Below are 15179 nucleotides of genomic sequence, written 5' to 3' on the forward strand. Positions count from 1 at the left end.
CCGATCAAGGACTGCAAGCAGCCTCAGTACAGGTCGGGGGAGGGCGTCGACGCCTGGCGGATCGAGACATCCGCGTGGCGGTCGAAGCGGTAGCCGACGCCGCGAACGGTGCGCACGATGTCCTGGTAGTGCGCGAGCTTCGAGCGCAGGCGACGCACGTGCACGTCGATGGTGCGCTCGCTCGGGGCCTCGTCGTCGGCGTCCCACAGGTTGTCGATGAGCTCGTGGCGGTCGATCGTGCGGCCCTCGCGCAACACGAGGTACTGCAGCAGCTCGAACTCCTTGTAGGTGAGGCCGGCGGCCTCGCCGTCGAGCAGCACGCGCTTGCGCGAGATGTCGATGATCACGCCGTTGGGGTGCCGGTCGGCATCGTCGCGGACGCCCTGACCCTCGCGCTGCTTGGCGAGCGCCGCCGGGTCCTGCAGGGCGAGCCGAACGACGTCGACGTCGCGGCCGCCGGCTCCTTCGGGCGCCAAGGCCACCGCGGCGTACGTCTCGGCGGAGGGGGACACCTCGGCGGTGAGTGCGCGCAGCGCCTCGACGATGCGGTGGAGGGTCGTGCCGTCGGAGAGGGCCTTGGCCTCATCGATGCCGACGTAGAGCACGAAGCCGCGCGCTTCGGTGCCCTCGGGCACGGCGCGGACCCGCGGGCCGCGGGCAGTCGACGCGGACTCGGCCGACGCTGCGGCGCCGGACTGGGCGACCTCGGTGGGCACGGAGCGGAGCGGCACCGACACCTGCGCCGGCGCTGCGGCGAGCGACGGTGCGGTGCGGGCCTGGACGGTGCGGATGGGAGCGGGTGCGAGTGCGAGAGACATGACGGAGAATCCTTGCGTGAAGGGTGCAGCGACGGACCCCTGGAGTCGGGGTCGGAGCGAATGGCCGTTCGGCCGGGCGAACCCCCGGATGCGGCGGGTTCAGAGGAGTCGGCGTCGATCTGGGTGCGGATCGGCTGCGGAACTCGGCGGTGGGGTCGCGGTCAGCGGCACATTCGACAACACATGGCTGCACGTGCCGGCATCATCATGCCGGTCGTCCTGAGAGCGCCGTGGGCGGTCAGGTTGCGTGCGGTGTCTGTCATGAGCGTCAGTCAAACCGATCACCGAGCATGTGTCAATTCGTGACCGTCGCGTGACGGGGTGTGACATCGCACGCGGTGCGCGATGCCGAGAGGCATCCGGCAGGATCAGTCAGCCCATCGCAATGCCTGCAAGATTCTGCGATGAATACGCAGTTTCAGAAATGATCCGCGTCGGATTCTCGCCCCGGCGTGTCGAGGCTCGAAGATCCTTCGGTGAACGGGATTCGCGGCGGCGCTTATACCGTGCCGTACAGGCGATCGCCCGCGTCGCCGAGACCGGGCACGATGTACCCGAGTTCGTTCAGGCGCTCGTCGACGGCGCCGAGCACGACGGACACCTCGCCGCGACCCTCCATCGCCTGCTCGACCGCCGCGAGGCCCTCGGGTGCCGCGAGGATGCAGATCGCCGTGACATCCGTCGCCCCGCGCTTCAGCAGGAACTCGATCGCCGCGATGAGCGAGCCGCCCGTGGCGAGCATCGGGTCGAGCACGAAGCACTGGCGGTCGCTGAGGTCGTCGGGCAGGCGCTCGGCGTAGGTCGTGGGCTCGAGCGTCTCTTCGTTGCGCGCCATGCCCAGGAAGCCGACTTCGGCCGTGGGCACGAGCTTCACCATGCCCTCGAGCATGCCGAGCCCCGCGCGGAGGATCGGCACGATGAGCGGCTTCGGGTCGGCGATGCGCACGCCCGTGGTGGGGGAGACCGGCGTCTCGATGTCGACCGGCTCGACCCGCACGCCGCGGGTGCCCTCGTAGGCGAGCAGGGTCATGAGCTCTTCGACGAGCGAGCGGAACACCGGCGACGGGGTGTTCTTGTCGCGGAGCACCGTCAGCTTGTGGGTGATGAGCGGGTGGTCGGCAACGTGGACTCGCATAGGCTCGATTCTAGTTCGGGAGGATCGTCGCGCGGAGGGGGGAGATCGTGGAGCTGCCGCAGCACCGGGATTGGATGCGCCTCGCGCTCGCCGAGGCGGCCCAGGCGCCCGCGACGCGCGATGTGCCGGTTGGGGCGATCGTGGTCGACGCCGCCGGGGAGGTCATCGCCGCGCGTCGCAACGAGCGCGAGCTGCACGGTGATCCGACGGCCCACGCCGAGCTCCTGGTGCTCCGGTCGGCCGCGGAGGTCACGGGCGACTGGAGGCTGACCGACTGCACGCTCGTCGTCACGCTGGAACCCTGCGTCATGTGCGCCGGGGCGATCCTCGCTGCCCGCATCCCGACGGTCGTGTTCGGTGCCTGGGACGAGAAGGCGGGCGCCGCCGGCTCGCTCTACGACGTGCTGCGCGACCGCAGGCTCAACCACCGGGTCGAGGTGTTCGCCGGCGTCGAGGCGGAGGCCGCGGCGCGATTGCTGCTCGACTTCTTCGAGGACCCGCTCAGGCGCTCGTGAGGCGAGTGGATATCGCGGCGCGACGGCTGCTCGACGTCTTCGAGGACCCGCTCAGGCGCTGAGGCCCGCCGAGAGACGCCGGAAGTTCTGCACGGCCCGCTCGGCCGGTGAGCCCGGCCCGAGCTCGGGGTCATCCGTCTCAGCCCAGGCCTCGAGCGCGATGCGGATCGCATCGGTGGCCGCGGCAGCGACGAGTCGCGCGGTCGTCTCGTCGACCGACGGCCCGCCGAGCTCGAGGATGACGCCGCGCAGCTTCGTCTCGGACTCGCGGTTGACCCGGTACCAGACGTTCATGAGCGCGGGGTCGTCGGCGCCGGCGCGCAGGAGGCCACGGGTCCAGTGCACGCCCTCGACCTCGGCGTCGGGGGGCGTGAGGGCTTCGGCGATGGTCCGCTCGACCGCGGTGAGCAGGTCGACCGAGCGATCGGATGCTGCGAGCAGTGCGCGCCAGTGCTCGGCGCCGACCGAGAGGAGGGGGGCGACCGCATCCTCCTTGGTGCGGAAGTACCGGTAGAAGGTGCGCAGTGCCACGCCACCGGCGGCAGCGATCTCCTCGGCGGTCGTCGCGTCGGGGCCGCGATCGGTGAAGAGGCGGGCGGCGGCGCGGGCGAGCTCGAGCTGGGTCGCGGCCTTGCGGCGTTCGGTCAGCGTCGGGGGTTTCTCTTCCACGTTCGAAGCGTACGCGATGATGACGACAACGTGGCGCTCATCGCCACACTGGCACAACGTGCCACTGTGGCGTAGCGTGTAGTACATCTTCCCGATCATCGAAAGGTCACCAGTCATGAACCGTTACGAAGGACGCCGCGCGATCGTCACCGGCGGAGGCTCCGGCATCGGCCAGGCCACCGTGCTGCGCATGCTCGCCGAGGGCGGCAACGTCGTCGCCGCCGATGTGAGCGAGGCCGGCCTCGCCGACACCGTGGCGAAGGCCGGCGCCGCCGCCGACCGCCTCACGACGGTCGTCGTGAACATCTCCGACGAGGCATCCGTGCGCGAGGGCGTCGCGGCCGCCGTGCAGGCGCTCGGCGGGCTCGACGTGCTCGTCAACGCCGCCGGCATCCTCCGCTCCTCGCACACCCACGAGACCACGCTCGAGCAGTTCCAGCAGGTCATCAACGTGAACCTCGTCGGCACGTTCCTCATGATCCGCGAGTCGATCCCCGCCCTCCTCGTGGGCAACGGCTCCGCAGTCGTGAACTTCAGCTCGACGTCGGCCGCCTTCGCGCACCCGTACATGTCGGCCTACGCGGCCAGCAAGGGCGGCGTGCAGTCGATGACCCACGCGCTCGCCGCCGAGTACGGCAAGCAGGGCATCCGCTTCAACTCGGTGCAGCCGGGCTCGATCTCGTCGGGCATGACCGACGGCAGCGGCGAGAGCAAGCAGAGCCAGGGCCCGGGCCTGCCCGCCGACGCCGACTTCAGCCTCTTCATGAAGCTCACCCCGGCGATCGCGCAGGGCATGGCCAGCCCCGAGACCGTCGCCGGCGTCGTCGCGATGCTCGCGAGCGAAGACGGTGCGTTCATCACCGGCACCGAGGTGCGCATCGACGGCGGCACGCACTTCTAGTCGCCACTCAGCACCGGGCACCTCACGAGGTGGTGCGAGCCGGCCCCGCTCAGGCGGAGACGTCGGTTCGCGCCACCTCGTCGTCGTTCACAGGGCGGCCGGTGGACCGCGCTGCGAGCCCTTCGAGGTACTCGCCGAGCAGCCGAGCGGATGCCTCCTGCGCGAGCGGCCCGAACGACGCGCGCTCCTCGCGCAGCTGCTCGCGGCTGAGGCCGTACTCGGGCAGCTCGTCGCCCCACTCCTGCAGCCACTCCTCGTGGATCTCGTCGGTGACCTCGGGGTGGAACTGTACCGCGAGCAGCCACTCGCCCTTCGCGAACGCCTGGTTCTCGTAGGCGCCCGACGAGGCGAGCCGTTCGACGCCCTCGGGCAGCTCGAAGGTGTCGCCGTGCCACTGCACCGTCGGCACCCCGGCGAAGTGCCGCACGGGCGAGTTCGCCCCGGCCTCGGTCGGCTCGACGGTCAGCCAGCCGACTTCCTTCCGCGGGCCCTTGAAGACCTCGGCGCCGAGCGAGCTGGCGAGCAACTGCGCGCCGAGGCACACGCCGAAGATCGGCGCCTCGGCGTCGATGCGGGTGCGGAGCAGTGCGATCTCGTCGGCGAGGTACGGATACAAGTCGATCTCGTAGGCTCCCTCGTCGCCGCCGAGCACCACGACGAGGTCGGGCGCGAGGGCGTCGAGTGCAGAGACATCCGTCGACGGAGCGTCGACCGTGACGATCTCGTAGCCGTGCGCCTCGAGCGTTGGGCCGAGGTTGCCGAGGCCGATCGCGGAGTCGTGGCGCAGCACCAGGGCGGTGCCACGGGCAGCCGTCACTCGAGGCCCTTGATGACGATGGCGTCGGTGGGCGGTGCAGGCTGGTTCGGCTCGACGTAGACGTCGGGTTCGATGTAGATGGCGCGCGCCGACGGCACCGCGTCGCGGATGCGCTGCTCGATCACGTTGGTCGCCACCGCCACCTCGAGCAGGCGCTGGTCGGCTGCGAACCCGAGCTTCGCGGCGATGAGCAGCTCGTCGGGGCCGAGGTAGAGGGTCTTCATGTGGATGATGCGCTCGGCCTCGGGGCCGGCGAGGATCGCCTGCTCGATGCGGGCCAGGTCGTCGTCGTTGGCGCCCTCGCCGACGAGGAGCGACTTCGTCTCGATGCCGAGCACGATCGCCACGAGCACGAGGAGGGTACCGATCATGAGGGTGCCGATGGCGTCGAAGACCGGGTTGCCGGTGAGCACCGTGAGACCGACGGCGATGAACGCGAAGACGAGGCCGATGAGTGCCGCGACGTCTTCGAGCAGCACGACGGGCAGCTCGGGCGCCTTCGCCCGGCGCACGAACTGCACCCAGCTCTGGCGACCGCGGATGTGGTTCGACTCCTTGACCGCGGTGCGCAGCGAGAACGACTCGAGCACGATCGCGATCGAGAGCACGAGGAGCGGCAGCCAGGCGTTCTCGAGCTCGTGGGGGTGCGTCAGCTTGTCGACGCCCTCGTAGATCGAGAAGATGCCGCCGACCGAGAACAGGATGATCGAGACGACGAAGGCGTACACGTACCGCTCGCGGCCGTAGCCGAAGGGGTGCTCCTTGTCGGCGGCCTTCTTCGCCTTGCGGCCGCCGAGGATCAGCAGCAGCTGGTTGCCGGCGTCGGCGACCGAGTGCACACCCTCGGCGAGCATCGAGGCGGAACCCGAGAAGAACCACGCGATGAACTTCGTCAGGGCGATGCCCGTATTGGCGAGGAACGCCGCGATGATTGCCTTGGTGCCGCCCGATGCGCTCATGCAGCAATCCTAAAGGCGGATGATCGGCTGCATTCGCGTCGAGCCCGAAGCGCTCATGAAGCAACCCCGAAGGGGACGTGCCGGGACGAATCGTCTGCGCGAGGCCACAGCATCAGGTCCCGAATCTAGGATGGGTCGCATGAGTGCCGAGGCCCCCGTCAGACTGCCCGCGATCGCGTTCCTGGGGGCCGGTTCGATGGCCCGCGCCATCCTCACCGGCCTGTTGCAGCCGGGCATCGAGGTCGACGGCGGCATCCGCGCCACGAACCGCAGCGCCGAGAAGGCGGCCGAGCTCGCGGCGCTTCCGGGGGTCGTCGCGTACGCCACCGAGACGGATGCCGCGGCCAACCGCACGGCCGTCGCCGGCGCGAAGCTCGTGGTCGTCGCCGTGAAGCCCGCGATGGTGCCCGCGCTCCTCGAGGAGATCGCCGACGCGCTCGAGCCCGGTGCGATCGTCGTGAGCGTCGCGGCCGGCGTCACGGTCGCGACCTTCGAGTCGCTGCTGCCCGAGTCGGTCGCGGTGATCCGTTCGATGCCGAACACGCCGGCCGTGGTCGGCCGCGCCGTCACCGGCATCTCGGCCGGTACCCGATCGAGCGACGACGACCTCGCGCTCGCCGTGGCGCTCTTCGAGACCGTCGGCGAGGTGCTCCTCGTGCCCGAGGGGCAGATCGACGCGCTCTCGACGATCTCGGGCTCTGGCCCGGCCTACGTCTTCTACCTGATCGAGCAGCTGACGGCCGCGGCGATCGACAAGGGCTTCACCCCCGAGCAGGCGGCCGTCATGGTCGAGGGCACGTTCCGCGGGGCGAGCGAACTGCTCGCCGCGTCCGACGACGGGCCCGCCGAGCTGCGCCGCCGCGTCACGAGCCCCAAGGGCACCACCGAGCGTGCCGTCGCCGTGCTCGAGGAGGCCGGGTTGAAGCAGACCTTCGACCGCGCCACCGACGCCGCGCTGGCCCGCGCGCGAGAGCTGGCCGCGGGTTGAGCACGTCCGCGGGGTGAGGAGACGCGCCGGCGCCGTCTCCGGAACCGGCCCCGAGCACTGAGGCTCGAGGGCCGGATTCCGGTGGCTCGCTTCGTTGTCTCCTCGCCCCGCGGTGGGCCCTACAGTGCCGTGGGCACTTCGCGGGTTCGTGCCCTGACCAGCGACTTCGCGACTCGCACACTGGCGACGATCACCAGCATGGCGCCGACGGCGCTGATGCCCATGGTGAGTCCGGCGACCAGTGCGTCGGGGTGTTCGCGGGTGAGCGTCGGGTGGGCGGCGAGTTCACTCTCGAAACCGGCTGCGAAGCCGATCATGAACAGCCAGGTCGCGACGACCATCGTCGCGAGGAATGTTGGGATCCTCTTCATGTCGCCTCCTTTGGCGTGACCTGCCAGTATAGCCCACGCGCAAGGAAATGCCTGAACCGGGCCGGTTTCGAAACGCGGGCACGGGGCGGTGGCTGCCGAAGTGACTTCCCCTGGGGGGTGGGCTATGGTCATCGGAAGCCCGCCAGCTGATGAAGGGAAGCGAGCCCAGCATGTCCGAGAAGAACGCCCGCGGAAACACCGCCAAGAAGCAAGCCCAGCTCTCGTTGAAAGAGAAGCGAGCACTGAAGCGCGAGAAGGCCGAAGACGGCATCGTCAAGCCGCGCAAGCGCTGACGCCGAGGCGGCCGGGCGCGAGCAACCGGGCGCTCGGCCGCCGACTCGGGCCTCGAGGTCAGACCCGTTCGAGCAGCACCATGACCTCGAAGTGCGTCGTCTGCGGGAACATGTCGAACACCCGGCCGCGCACCGGCCGCAGTGACGGCATCGCCTCGAGGTCGCGTGCGAGCGAGGACGCGTTGCAGCTCGAGTAGAGCACGTGACGCACGTCGGATGCCTCGAGCCATCCGCTGAGCTCGCGGCCGATGCCCCGCCGGGGCGGGTTCACGATCACGAGGTCGGGGGCAGTCTCGGCGCCGAGGGCGAAGGCCGTGGCGTCGCCGGACTCGAACCGCACACGTGAGAGCGCGGCATCCGTTCGGCTGAGTTCTGCGCTGGCCACGGCCTCGACGCTCGTCTCGATGCCGGTGACGGATGCCGCGGCATCCGCGATGTGCAGGGCGAAGCCGCCGACGCCCGAGTAGAGGTCCCACGCCGAGTCGGGCGCGAGCCCGCGCACCCAGTCGCGCGCCTCGATGTAGAGCGCCTCGGCGATCTCGGTGTTCGTCTGGAAGAAGCTCTGCGGCCGCAGGTGCATGGTCACGTCGCCGAGTCGCATCGGCAGCGTCTCGTTCTCGGTGAAGACGATCTCGTGCTCGCCCTCGAGCACGGCCTTGTGCTCGGGCAGCACGTTCGCGGTGACCACGCGGGCGTTCGGCAGCTGTTCGAGGAGCCACGGCAGGTGCTTGCGGATGCGGCCCACCGGCTCGGTCGAGCGCACGACGAAGCGGATCATGAGCTCGCCGTCGGGCGATTCGGTGAGGATCAGGTGCTTGAGCTCGCCGGTGCGGCTCGGCACGTCGTAGGGCGTGAGCCCGGCGCGCGTGATGAACGCGGCGATCACCGGGAAGGCCGCCCGGTGGCCGGGGGAGCAGATGCCGCAGGCCTCGAGGTTGATGCCGTGGCCGTCGGCATCGAGGATGCCGATGGTGGGGGCCGCCGTCGTGCCGCCGATCACCATCTTCGCCTTGTTGCGGTAGCCGTCTTCGCGGCTGCCGATCGGCGCCAGCCAGTCGAGGCCGTCGTGGGCCCGCAGGAGGTCTTCGGCGTGCCGCTGCTTGTCGGCGAGCTGCCGCTCGTAGGGCTGCCCCATGAGCGAGCACGACCGGCAGCGCCCGGCGTCGAAGTAGGAGCAGTCCACGGGTTCCAGCGTAGGCGCGGATACGGGTCGAGCTGCCCTGGGCTGTGGGCCGAGCCTGCCGAAACCGGCCTGGGGCTGTGGGTCGAGCCTGCCGAAACCGGCCTGGGGCTACGTTGTTCACGTGCCTGCCGACGACGACCGACCCCGTGCCCCGATTTCACGCGTGCCCGGCGATCTCGTGCGCGTGCGCGCGATGAAGTGGCCCGAGCAGCCGCACTGGGAGTTCGACGGGCGCTGGCTCGGCTCCGACGAGCACGGCGACTGGGTCGGGTTCCCCGCGGGCACCCGGTTCGAGCGACCGGGGCATGGTTTCACCGCGACGTGGGACTCGGTCACGCTCTTCCCGCGCGCGGGCTGGGCGGCCGCGTTCAACACGGGGCATCCGCGGGGGCTCGGCATCTACGTCGACATCGCGACGGTTCCCGTGTGGCGAGCGGATGCGTCGGGGTCGACGCTCTCCTACGTGGACCTCGATCTCGACGTCGTCGAGCGCGCCGGGGCGCCGGCGTTCATCGAGGACGAAGACGAGTTCGCCGAGCACGCGGTGGAGTTCGGATATCCGCCCGAGGTCGTGGCGCGCGCGCGTGCCGATGCCGATGCCGTGCTGGCGGCGGTGCAGCGGCGCGAGGCGCCGTTCGACGGGGCGACGGCTGCGGGGTGGCTTGCGCAGTTGGTGCGTCTCGGTTGATCGCCGGAGCAGCGGTCACGCGCGGAGTCACGACGGTGGGGCGGCCGCCTCCGCCCAACGAAGCCACTTCGCCTCGATCGCGGCGGGAAGGTCGACGCCCTGGCTGCGAGCCAGGAGGAGGAGGTGAGCGAGCACGTCGGCGCATTCGTTCCCGAATGCCTCGCGCTTCTCCTCCTCGCTCAAGCCGCGGTCGCGCCCCATGCCCTTCAGATCCACGAACGCCTGAGTGAGTTCGCCGACCTCCTCCTGCAGCTTGAGCATGAACCATTCGTCCGTGCGGTTCAGGTCGAACTTCGCGGCATAGGTGCGCGATACCGACTCGACGGCATCTTCGACGGCATGAAGTTCCATGAGGGAGAGGGTAACCGTTCTGCCTCGAACTACTCGAATCTCTCTTCCATTTTTGGCGAACATTTGGTGTGATACTCTCGAATATTTCTTCCATTCTCGGCCCGTTCCGCGGTAGAATGAGGCATGCCCGATGCGACCGCCGCACTCACCGAGTTGCGGTCGGCGTGCTCCGAAGTCGACGACATCTGGGCGCAGGCATTGCCGGGTGGATCGATCGAAGCGGAGCGCGACGTTCGCGCCATGAGCGGTGATGGTCTGGTGCGGGTGACGGAGTCGCTGGCCGAGCTGGAGCGTCGCGTGCAGGCGTTGCAGACCAAGTGCGCCGCTGAGCTCGCGCGTCGCTCTCGCATGGGCGGCGATGACGATGTCGCGCGCCGCCACGGCTACGCCTCGCCCGCGCGTCTGATCGCGTCGGTCACCGGCGGCAGGTTCAGCGACGCGGCCAAGCTCGTGGCAGTAGGGGAGGCGACCGCGTCGCGTGCCTCGTTCACCGGCGAGACGCTGCCGGCACGGCATCCGCATCTGGCCTTCGGTCTGGAGAACGGCACGCTGTGCGTCGATGCTGCCGACACGATCCGTCGGTTCCTCGACGGCGTCGCCGTGCGTGCCGACCGAATCGAACTCGGTGACGCCGAGCGGTTCCTCGTCGAGCGGGCGCCGCTGGTCGGCGTCGACGGGCTCACCAGGCTGGTCAAGCAGCTGCAGGCGCGACTCGACCCCGACGGGGTGAAGCCGCGCGAAGACGAGCTGCGTTCGCAGCGGGGCCTGCGCATCTGGGAGGATCGCGCCGGCATGATCCAACTGCAGGGTGCGTTCGACCCGGCGAACGGTGCGCCGATCAAGCTCGCGGTCGAGGCGCTCGTCAGCGCGGAGCTGCACCGGGCGCGCGATGCGAAGCGCGGCTTCGGCGTGTCGGTCGATGGTGAGCACGCCCGCGCCGATGGCGAGCCCGATGTGCTCGGCGAGCCCGATGAGATCTTCGACGAGCAGCGCACGATCGCGCAGATGAATGCCGATGCCCTCGCCGACATCGCCCGACTCTCGCTCGGGGCGAAGCAGGCGCCAGCGGTGCTCAGGCAGGCCACGGTGGTCGCGCGCATCGACGCTGACTCGCTCGTCACCGGTCAGGGTCATGCCACGATCGACGGCATCGATCAGCCGATCTCGGTCGCGACCGTGCGTGAGCTGGCGATGTCGGCCGGCATCAGCCCGCTGTTGCTCGATCACCGCTCCGAGCCGCTCGAGCTCGGCCGCGCGGCCCGACTCTTCACGCCCGCGCAGAAGCTGGCTCTGGTCGAGCGTGACGGCGGTTGCGCCTGGCCGGCGTGCAACAGGCCGCCATCGCACACGCAGGCGCATCACATCAGGTGGTGGAAGCGTCATCGCGGCCGCACCGACATCGGCAACGGCATCATGTTGTGCTCGCACCATCATCACCGCGTGCATGACGACGGCTGGGTCATCACGGTGCGCGATGCGCAGACGTGGTTCACCCCTCCGGTGCATCTCGATCCGCAGCAGCGACCACGCCCCGGCAATCGGCGACGAGTGCCGAGGTATGGAGCGAGCGGTGCACCCGTGGCGCCCGTGGCTCGAGTGGCCAGGGTCGCTGCGGCCTGACCCGCCGCGGCGGGCTGACCTCAGGCGCCGGTGGCGTCGACCGCCCCCGGCTCGAAGCGATACCCCATGCCGGGCTCCGTGAGGAAGAACCGCGGCTCCGACGGCGTCGGCTCGAGCTTTCGCCGCAGCTGCGCGACGTAGAGGCGCAGGTACCCGGCGTCGTTCGCATGGAATGGCCCCCATACCTCGCTCAGCAGCATCTGCCGGGTGAGGAGCTTGCCCGGGTTCTTGAGGAACAGCTCGAGCAGCCGCCACTCGGTCGGCGTCAGGCGCACGGATGTCGCGTGCCCCGAGGCATCCGTCGACCTGATGGTCTTGGCGGCGAGGTCGACGGTGAGGGCGCCGATCGCGTAGGCCGCGGCATCCGCTTCGCCGCTCGTCGACCGGGCACGCGCGCGGATGCGTGCGAGGAGCTCATCCATCGCAAAGGGCTTCGTCACGTAGTCGTCGGCGCCGGCGTCGAGCGCGTCGACCTTCTCGGCGGAGTCGGTGCGACCCGAGAGCACGAGAATCGGCACCTTCGACCACGCGCGCACGGCCCGGATGACGTCGAGGCCGTCGACGCGAGGCATGCCGAGGTCGAGGAGGATCAGGTCGGGGTGCGCGTTCGCGGCCAGGTCGATCGCCTCGGCGCCGTCGCGAGCGGCGACGACCTCGTAGCCGCGCGCGACGAGCGTGATGCGCAGCGCGCGCTGCAGCTGGTCGTCGTCGTCGGCGAGGAGGATCCTCATCGCAGCTCCTCGGTGGTCGGCGTGCTCGGGGCGGAGGGCAGGGTGACGACCATGGTCAGGCCGCCGCCGGGGGTGTCCTCGACCTCCAGTGTGCCGTCCATTCCCTCGACGAAGCCCTTCGACAGGGCGAGTCCGAGCCCGAGGCCGGTGTCGTTGTCGGTGTCGCCGAGGCGCTGGAACGGGGTGAACACCTCGTCGCGGCGTTCGACGGGGATGCCGGGGCCGCGGTCGACGACGCGCAGCTCGGTGCGGCCCTGGAACGAGCTCGCGGCGAGACGCACGCGCTCGTCGTCGGGGCTGTGCCGCACGGCGTTCGCGAGCAGGTTGACCACGACGCGCTGCAGCAGCACGCCGTCGGCGAGCACCGGCACGAGGTCGTCGGCGAGGTCGAGCTCGATGTCGCCCGGCCCGAGTGCGAGCTCGTCGAGGGCGGGCAGGACGACATCGGCGACTTCGGTCGGGGCGAGGGTGACCGCGAGCGCCCCGGCCTGCACCCGGCTCACGTCGAGCAGGTTGGTGACGAGCTCGGCGAGGGCGTCGAGGCTCTCGGAGGCGGTCGCGAGAAGTTCCTCCCGTTGGGCGACCGGCAGCTCGACCTCGCGTGAGCGCAGGGCGCTGATCGCCGCCGACGCCGAGGTGAGCGGGCGCCGCAGGTCGTGGCCGACGGCGGCGAGCAGGGCCGAGCGCACACGATCGGTTTCGACGAGGGCGTCGGCCGCCGATGCGGCGGTCGCGAGCGCGCCGTGCTCGATCGCGGCATCCATCTGGGTCGCGATGACCTGCAACAGGCGGCGCTCGGATGCCTCGAGGTCCTGCCCGTGCAGTTCGAGCACGCCGCGACTGCCGATGGGGATCTCGGTGACCCGGTCGTCGCGCGTCGGCTCGCCGTCGGCCACCCGGGGCTCGCCGTCGACGAGGAGGCGCACGCCAGTGAGGCCGAACGCCTCGCGGGTGCGGGTGACCATCGCCTGCAGGGCGTCCTCACCGCGGAGCACGCTGCCCGCGAGCGTCGCGAGCAGTTGCGACTCGGCGGCCGCCCGCCGGGCGATGCGCGTGCGGCGTGCGGCCTGGTCGACGACGTAGCTCACGAGCAGGGCGTTGGCGACGTAGAACACGAGGGCGAGGAACTGCCTCGGGTCGCTGATCGTCAGCGTGTGCGTCGGCTGCACGAACAGGAAGTTGAGGGTGAGGCCCGAGAGCACGGCGGCGAAGAGACCGGGCCAGATGCCTCCGATGAGGGCGACGACGATGACGAGCAACTGGTACGCGAGCACGTCGCTCGTGATCGACGTCTCGGTGTGGAACGTCACGAGCAGCCAGCTGAGCAGCGGCCCGGCGATGAGGGCCACGGCGAAGCCGACGAGCATGCGCCCGCGGCTGAGCGCCCCGCCGAGCTTCGGGAGCGAGAACCCCGAGCCGGCCGCCGCGTGCGTGACGATGTGCACGTCGATGTCACCCGACTCGCGGATGACCGTCGCCCCGATGCCCGGTCCCGTGAATGCCGCCGCGAGTCGCGATCGGCGGCTCACGCCGATGACGAGCTGCGTGGCGTTCGCCGCTCTCGCGAAGTCGACGAGCGCACGCGGTACGTCCTCACCGACGACCTGGTGGAAGGTGCCGCCGAGCTGTTCGACGAGCGTGCGCTGGCCATCGAGGGCGCCAGGATGCCGCGCCCGCATGCCGTCGGGATTCGTGACGTGCACCGCGATGAGCTCGCCGCCCGACGATCGCGAGGCGATGCGGGCACCGCGGCGCAGGAGCGTCTCGCCCTCGGGGCCGCCGGTGAGGGCGACGACGACGCGTTCGCGCGCCTCCCACTTGCGGTCGATGCCGTGCTCGACGCGGTAGGCCTTGAGCGCCGAGTCGACCTCGTCGGCGAGCCAGAGCAGGGCGAGCTCGCGGAGCGCGGTCAGGTTGCCGAGACGGAAGTAGTTCGAGAGCGCCGCGTCGATGCGCTCGGCCGGGTAGACGAGGCCGCCCGCGAGCCGGTCGCGTAAAGCCTGCGGGGCGAGGTCGACGACCTCGATCTGGTCGGCCGCCCGCAGCACGGCATCGGGGATCGTCTCGCGCTGGGCGACCCCCGTGATCTGCTGCACGACGTCGCCGAGCGACTCGATGTGCTGGGTGTTGACCGTCGAGATCACGTCGATGCCGGCGTCGAGCAGCTCGTCGACGTCCTGCCAGCGCTTGGTGTGCCGCGACCCCGGCGCATTGGTGTGGGCGAGCTCGTCGACGAGGGCGATCTCTGGCCGGCGCATGAGCACCGCGTCGAGGTCCATCTCGTCGAGGCCCATGCCGCGGTGCTCGACCGTGGTGCGCGGCAGTACCTCGAGGCCGGCGACCATCGAGGCCGTCGCCTTGCGACCGTGCGTCTCGACGAAGGCCACCACGACGTCGTGACCATCGCCCCGCAGGCGCCGGCCCTCTTCGAGCATGGAGTAGGTCTTGCCGACGCCGGGGGCGGCGCCGAGCAGCACGCGAAGCCGCCCCCGTTTCATGAATCTGCCCCTCAGCCCAGCTCGGAGAGGGCGAGGTTCAGCTGCAGCACGTTGACGGTCGGCTCGCCCAGGTACCCGAGATCCCGTGCCTGAATCCTAGACTCCACGAGTTCGCGCACCTCGGATTCGGGGAGGCCGCGCTCGTCGGCGACCCGCGCCACCTGCAGCAGGGCGTACTCCGGGCTGATGTGCGGGTCGAGACCCGACGCCGATGCGGTGACCGCGTCGGCCGGGACATCCGCTTCGGAGACGCCGTTGAACTCGGCGACCTGCGCCTTCCGCTCTTCGATCGCGGCGATGAGGTCGGCGTTCTCGGGGCCGTGGTTGCTGCCGCTCGACGCGCCGCCGTCGTACCCGTCGCCGGCCGCCGACGGGCGGGGCTGGAACCACTCGGGAAGCGGCTCGCCGGAAGCATCCGTGAACGACTGGCCGATGAGGGTGGAGCCCACGACCTCGTCGCCAGACCGGATGAGCGAGCCGTTCGCCTGGGCGGGCAGGACGACCTGCCCGATGCCCGTGATGAGGAGCGTGTAGGCGACGCCGAGCACGGCGGTGAAGATGAGCATCGCGCGAACCGCCACCCAGTGGGTGCGGACCGCAGTGCGAGTGGAGCTCATGGTGTGTTTTCCTTTCGCTCCCGGG

The 15179-nt window shown here is 70.3% G+C and carries 17 protein-coding genes; 6 read left to right on the forward strand and 11 right to left on the reverse strand.

Annotated elements, in window-relative coordinates; genetic code table 11:
* Nucleotides 1-23: 23 nt before the first annotated feature.
* A complete protein-coding gene (locus tag BJY17_RS14190) occupies nucleotides 24-818 on the reverse strand; it encodes a winged helix-turn-helix domain-containing protein (RefSeq protein WP_179551932.1) in 795 nt (264 codons plus the stop codon).
* Nucleotides 819-1317: 499 nt separating this feature from the next.
* Complete coding sequence (upp, locus tag BJY17_RS14195; protein ID WP_179551933.1) at nucleotides 1318-1953, reverse strand: uracil phosphoribosyltransferase; 636 nt, start codon at nucleotides 1951-1953, stop codon at nucleotides 1318-1320.
* Between the two features lie 47 nt (nucleotides 1954-2000).
* Between upp and tadA the strand changes: the two genes are divergently transcribed.
* Nucleotides 2001-2468, forward strand: coding sequence for a tRNA adenosine(34) deaminase TadA (gene tadA, locus BJY17_RS14200; protein ID WP_322789843.1), 468 nt, complete (start codon nucleotides 2001-2003; stop codon nucleotides 2466-2468).
* 51 nt (nucleotides 2469-2519) lie between these two features.
* On the opposite strand, the gene BJY17_RS14205 is transcribed toward tadA, so the two are convergent.
* Nucleotides 2520-3137, reverse strand: a complete 618-nt coding sequence (locus BJY17_RS14205) for a TetR family transcriptional regulator (RefSeq protein ID WP_322789844.1) — start codon at nucleotides 3135-3137, stop codon at nucleotides 2520-2522.
* A gap of 115 nt (nucleotides 3138-3252) precedes the next feature.
* Between BJY17_RS14205 and BJY17_RS14210 the strand changes: the two genes are divergently transcribed.
* Nucleotides 3253-4038 carry an SDR family NAD(P)-dependent oxidoreductase gene (locus BJY17_RS14210; protein ID WP_179551935.1) on the forward strand — a complete coding sequence of 262 codons (786 nt, stop codon included), beginning with the start codon at nucleotides 3253-3255 and terminating at the stop codon, nucleotides 4036-4038.
* A 49-nt stretch (nucleotides 4039-4087) separates the two neighbouring features.
* Here the strand turns inward: BJY17_RS14210 and BJY17_RS14215 are convergent, their stop codons facing one another.
* Both BJY17_RS14215 and BJY17_RS14220 read right to left on the reverse strand, forming a co-directional pair.
* On the reverse strand, nucleotides 4088-4855 hold the full coding sequence (locus BJY17_RS14215) for a glutamine amidotransferase-related protein (RefSeq protein WP_179551936.1): 768 nt from the start codon (nucleotides 4853-4855) through the stop codon (nucleotides 4088-4090).
* Complete coding sequence (locus BJY17_RS14220; protein ID WP_179551937.1) at nucleotides 4852-5814, reverse strand: cation diffusion facilitator family transporter; 963 nt, start codon at nucleotides 5812-5814, stop codon at nucleotides 4852-4854. Before BJY17_RS14220 ends, BJY17_RS14215 begins: the two co-directional genes overlap by 4 nt.
* 139 nt (nucleotides 5815-5953) lie before the next feature.
* Here BJY17_RS14220 and proC point away from each other — a divergent pair, with 139 nt between their 5' ends.
* The gene (gene proC / locus BJY17_RS14225; protein WP_179551938.1) at nucleotides 5954-6802 is read left to right on the forward strand and encodes a pyrroline-5-carboxylate reductase; all 849 of its coding nucleotides are present in this window, start codon (nucleotides 5954-5956) and stop codon (nucleotides 6800-6802) included.
* A gap of 119 nt (nucleotides 6803-6921) precedes the next feature.
* On the opposite strand, the gene BJY17_RS14230 is transcribed toward proC, so the two are convergent.
* Nucleotides 6922-7173 (reverse strand): hypothetical protein, encoded by a 252-nt coding sequence (locus BJY17_RS14230; RefSeq protein WP_179551939.1) that lies wholly within the window; start codon nucleotides 7171-7173, stop codon nucleotides 6922-6924.
* Between the two features lie 170 nt (nucleotides 7174-7343).
* Here BJY17_RS14230 and BJY17_RS18795 point away from each other — a divergent pair, with 170 nt between their 5' ends.
* Nucleotides 7344-7466: a hypothetical protein gene (locus BJY17_RS18795; protein ID WP_281371162.1), complete on the forward strand. Its 123-nt coding sequence runs from the start codon at nucleotides 7344-7346 to the stop codon at nucleotides 7464-7466.
* Nucleotides 7467-7524: 58 nt separating this feature from the next.
* Here BJY17_RS18795 and rlmC read toward each other — a convergent pair whose 3' ends face one another.
* Nucleotides 7525-8649, reverse strand: coding sequence for a 23S rRNA (uracil(747)-C(5))-methyltransferase RlmC (gene rlmC, locus BJY17_RS14235; protein ID WP_179551940.1), 1125 nt, complete (start codon nucleotides 8647-8649; stop codon nucleotides 7525-7527).
* A 121-nt stretch (nucleotides 8650-8770) separates the two neighbouring features.
* Between rlmC and BJY17_RS14240 the strand changes: the two genes are divergently transcribed.
* Entirely contained in the window at nucleotides 8771-9337 is a 567-nt protein-coding gene (locus tag BJY17_RS14240) for a DUF402 domain-containing protein (RefSeq protein WP_179551941.1), read from the forward strand.
* A gap of 27 nt (nucleotides 9338-9364) precedes the next feature.
* Here BJY17_RS14240 and BJY17_RS14245 read toward each other — a convergent pair whose 3' ends face one another.
* A complete protein-coding gene (locus BJY17_RS14245; RefSeq protein ID WP_246303738.1) occupies nucleotides 9365-9751 on the reverse strand; it encodes a pyrophosphohydrolase domain-containing protein in 387 nt (128 codons plus the stop codon).
* 60 nt (nucleotides 9752-9811) lie between these two features.
* Between BJY17_RS14245 and BJY17_RS14250 the strand changes: the two genes are divergently transcribed.
* Nucleotides 9812-11308, forward strand: coding sequence for an HNH endonuclease signature motif containing protein (locus BJY17_RS14250; RefSeq protein WP_179551942.1), 1497 nt, complete (start codon nucleotides 9812-9814; stop codon nucleotides 11306-11308).
* Nucleotides 11309-11328: 20 nt separating this feature from the next.
* Here the strand turns inward: BJY17_RS14250 and BJY17_RS14255 are convergent, their stop codons facing one another.
* The 3 genes from BJY17_RS14255 to kdpC are packed head-to-tail and all read right to left on the reverse strand — an operon-like array spanning nucleotide 11329 to nucleotide 15154.
* Entirely contained in the window at nucleotides 11329-12039 is a 711-nt protein-coding gene (locus tag BJY17_RS14255) for a response regulator (protein WP_179551943.1), read from the reverse strand.
* Entirely contained in the window at nucleotides 12036-14537 is a 2502-nt protein-coding gene (locus tag BJY17_RS14260; RefSeq protein ID WP_179551944.1) for an ATP-binding protein, read from the reverse strand. Before BJY17_RS14260 ends, BJY17_RS14255 begins: the two co-directional genes overlap by 4 nt.
* Before the next feature lie 11 nt (nucleotides 14538-14548).
* A complete protein-coding gene (gene kdpC, locus BJY17_RS14265) occupies nucleotides 14549-15154 on the reverse strand; it encodes a potassium-transporting ATPase subunit KdpC (RefSeq protein ID WP_179551945.1) in 606 nt (201 codons plus the stop codon).
* Nucleotides 15155-15179: the final 25 nt, after the last annotated feature.

Origin of the sequence: Agromyces hippuratus (assembly GCF_013410355.1) — a bacterium.
Lineage (GTDB): Bacteria > Actinomycetota > Actinomycetes > Actinomycetales > Microbacteriaceae > Agromyces > Agromyces hippuratus.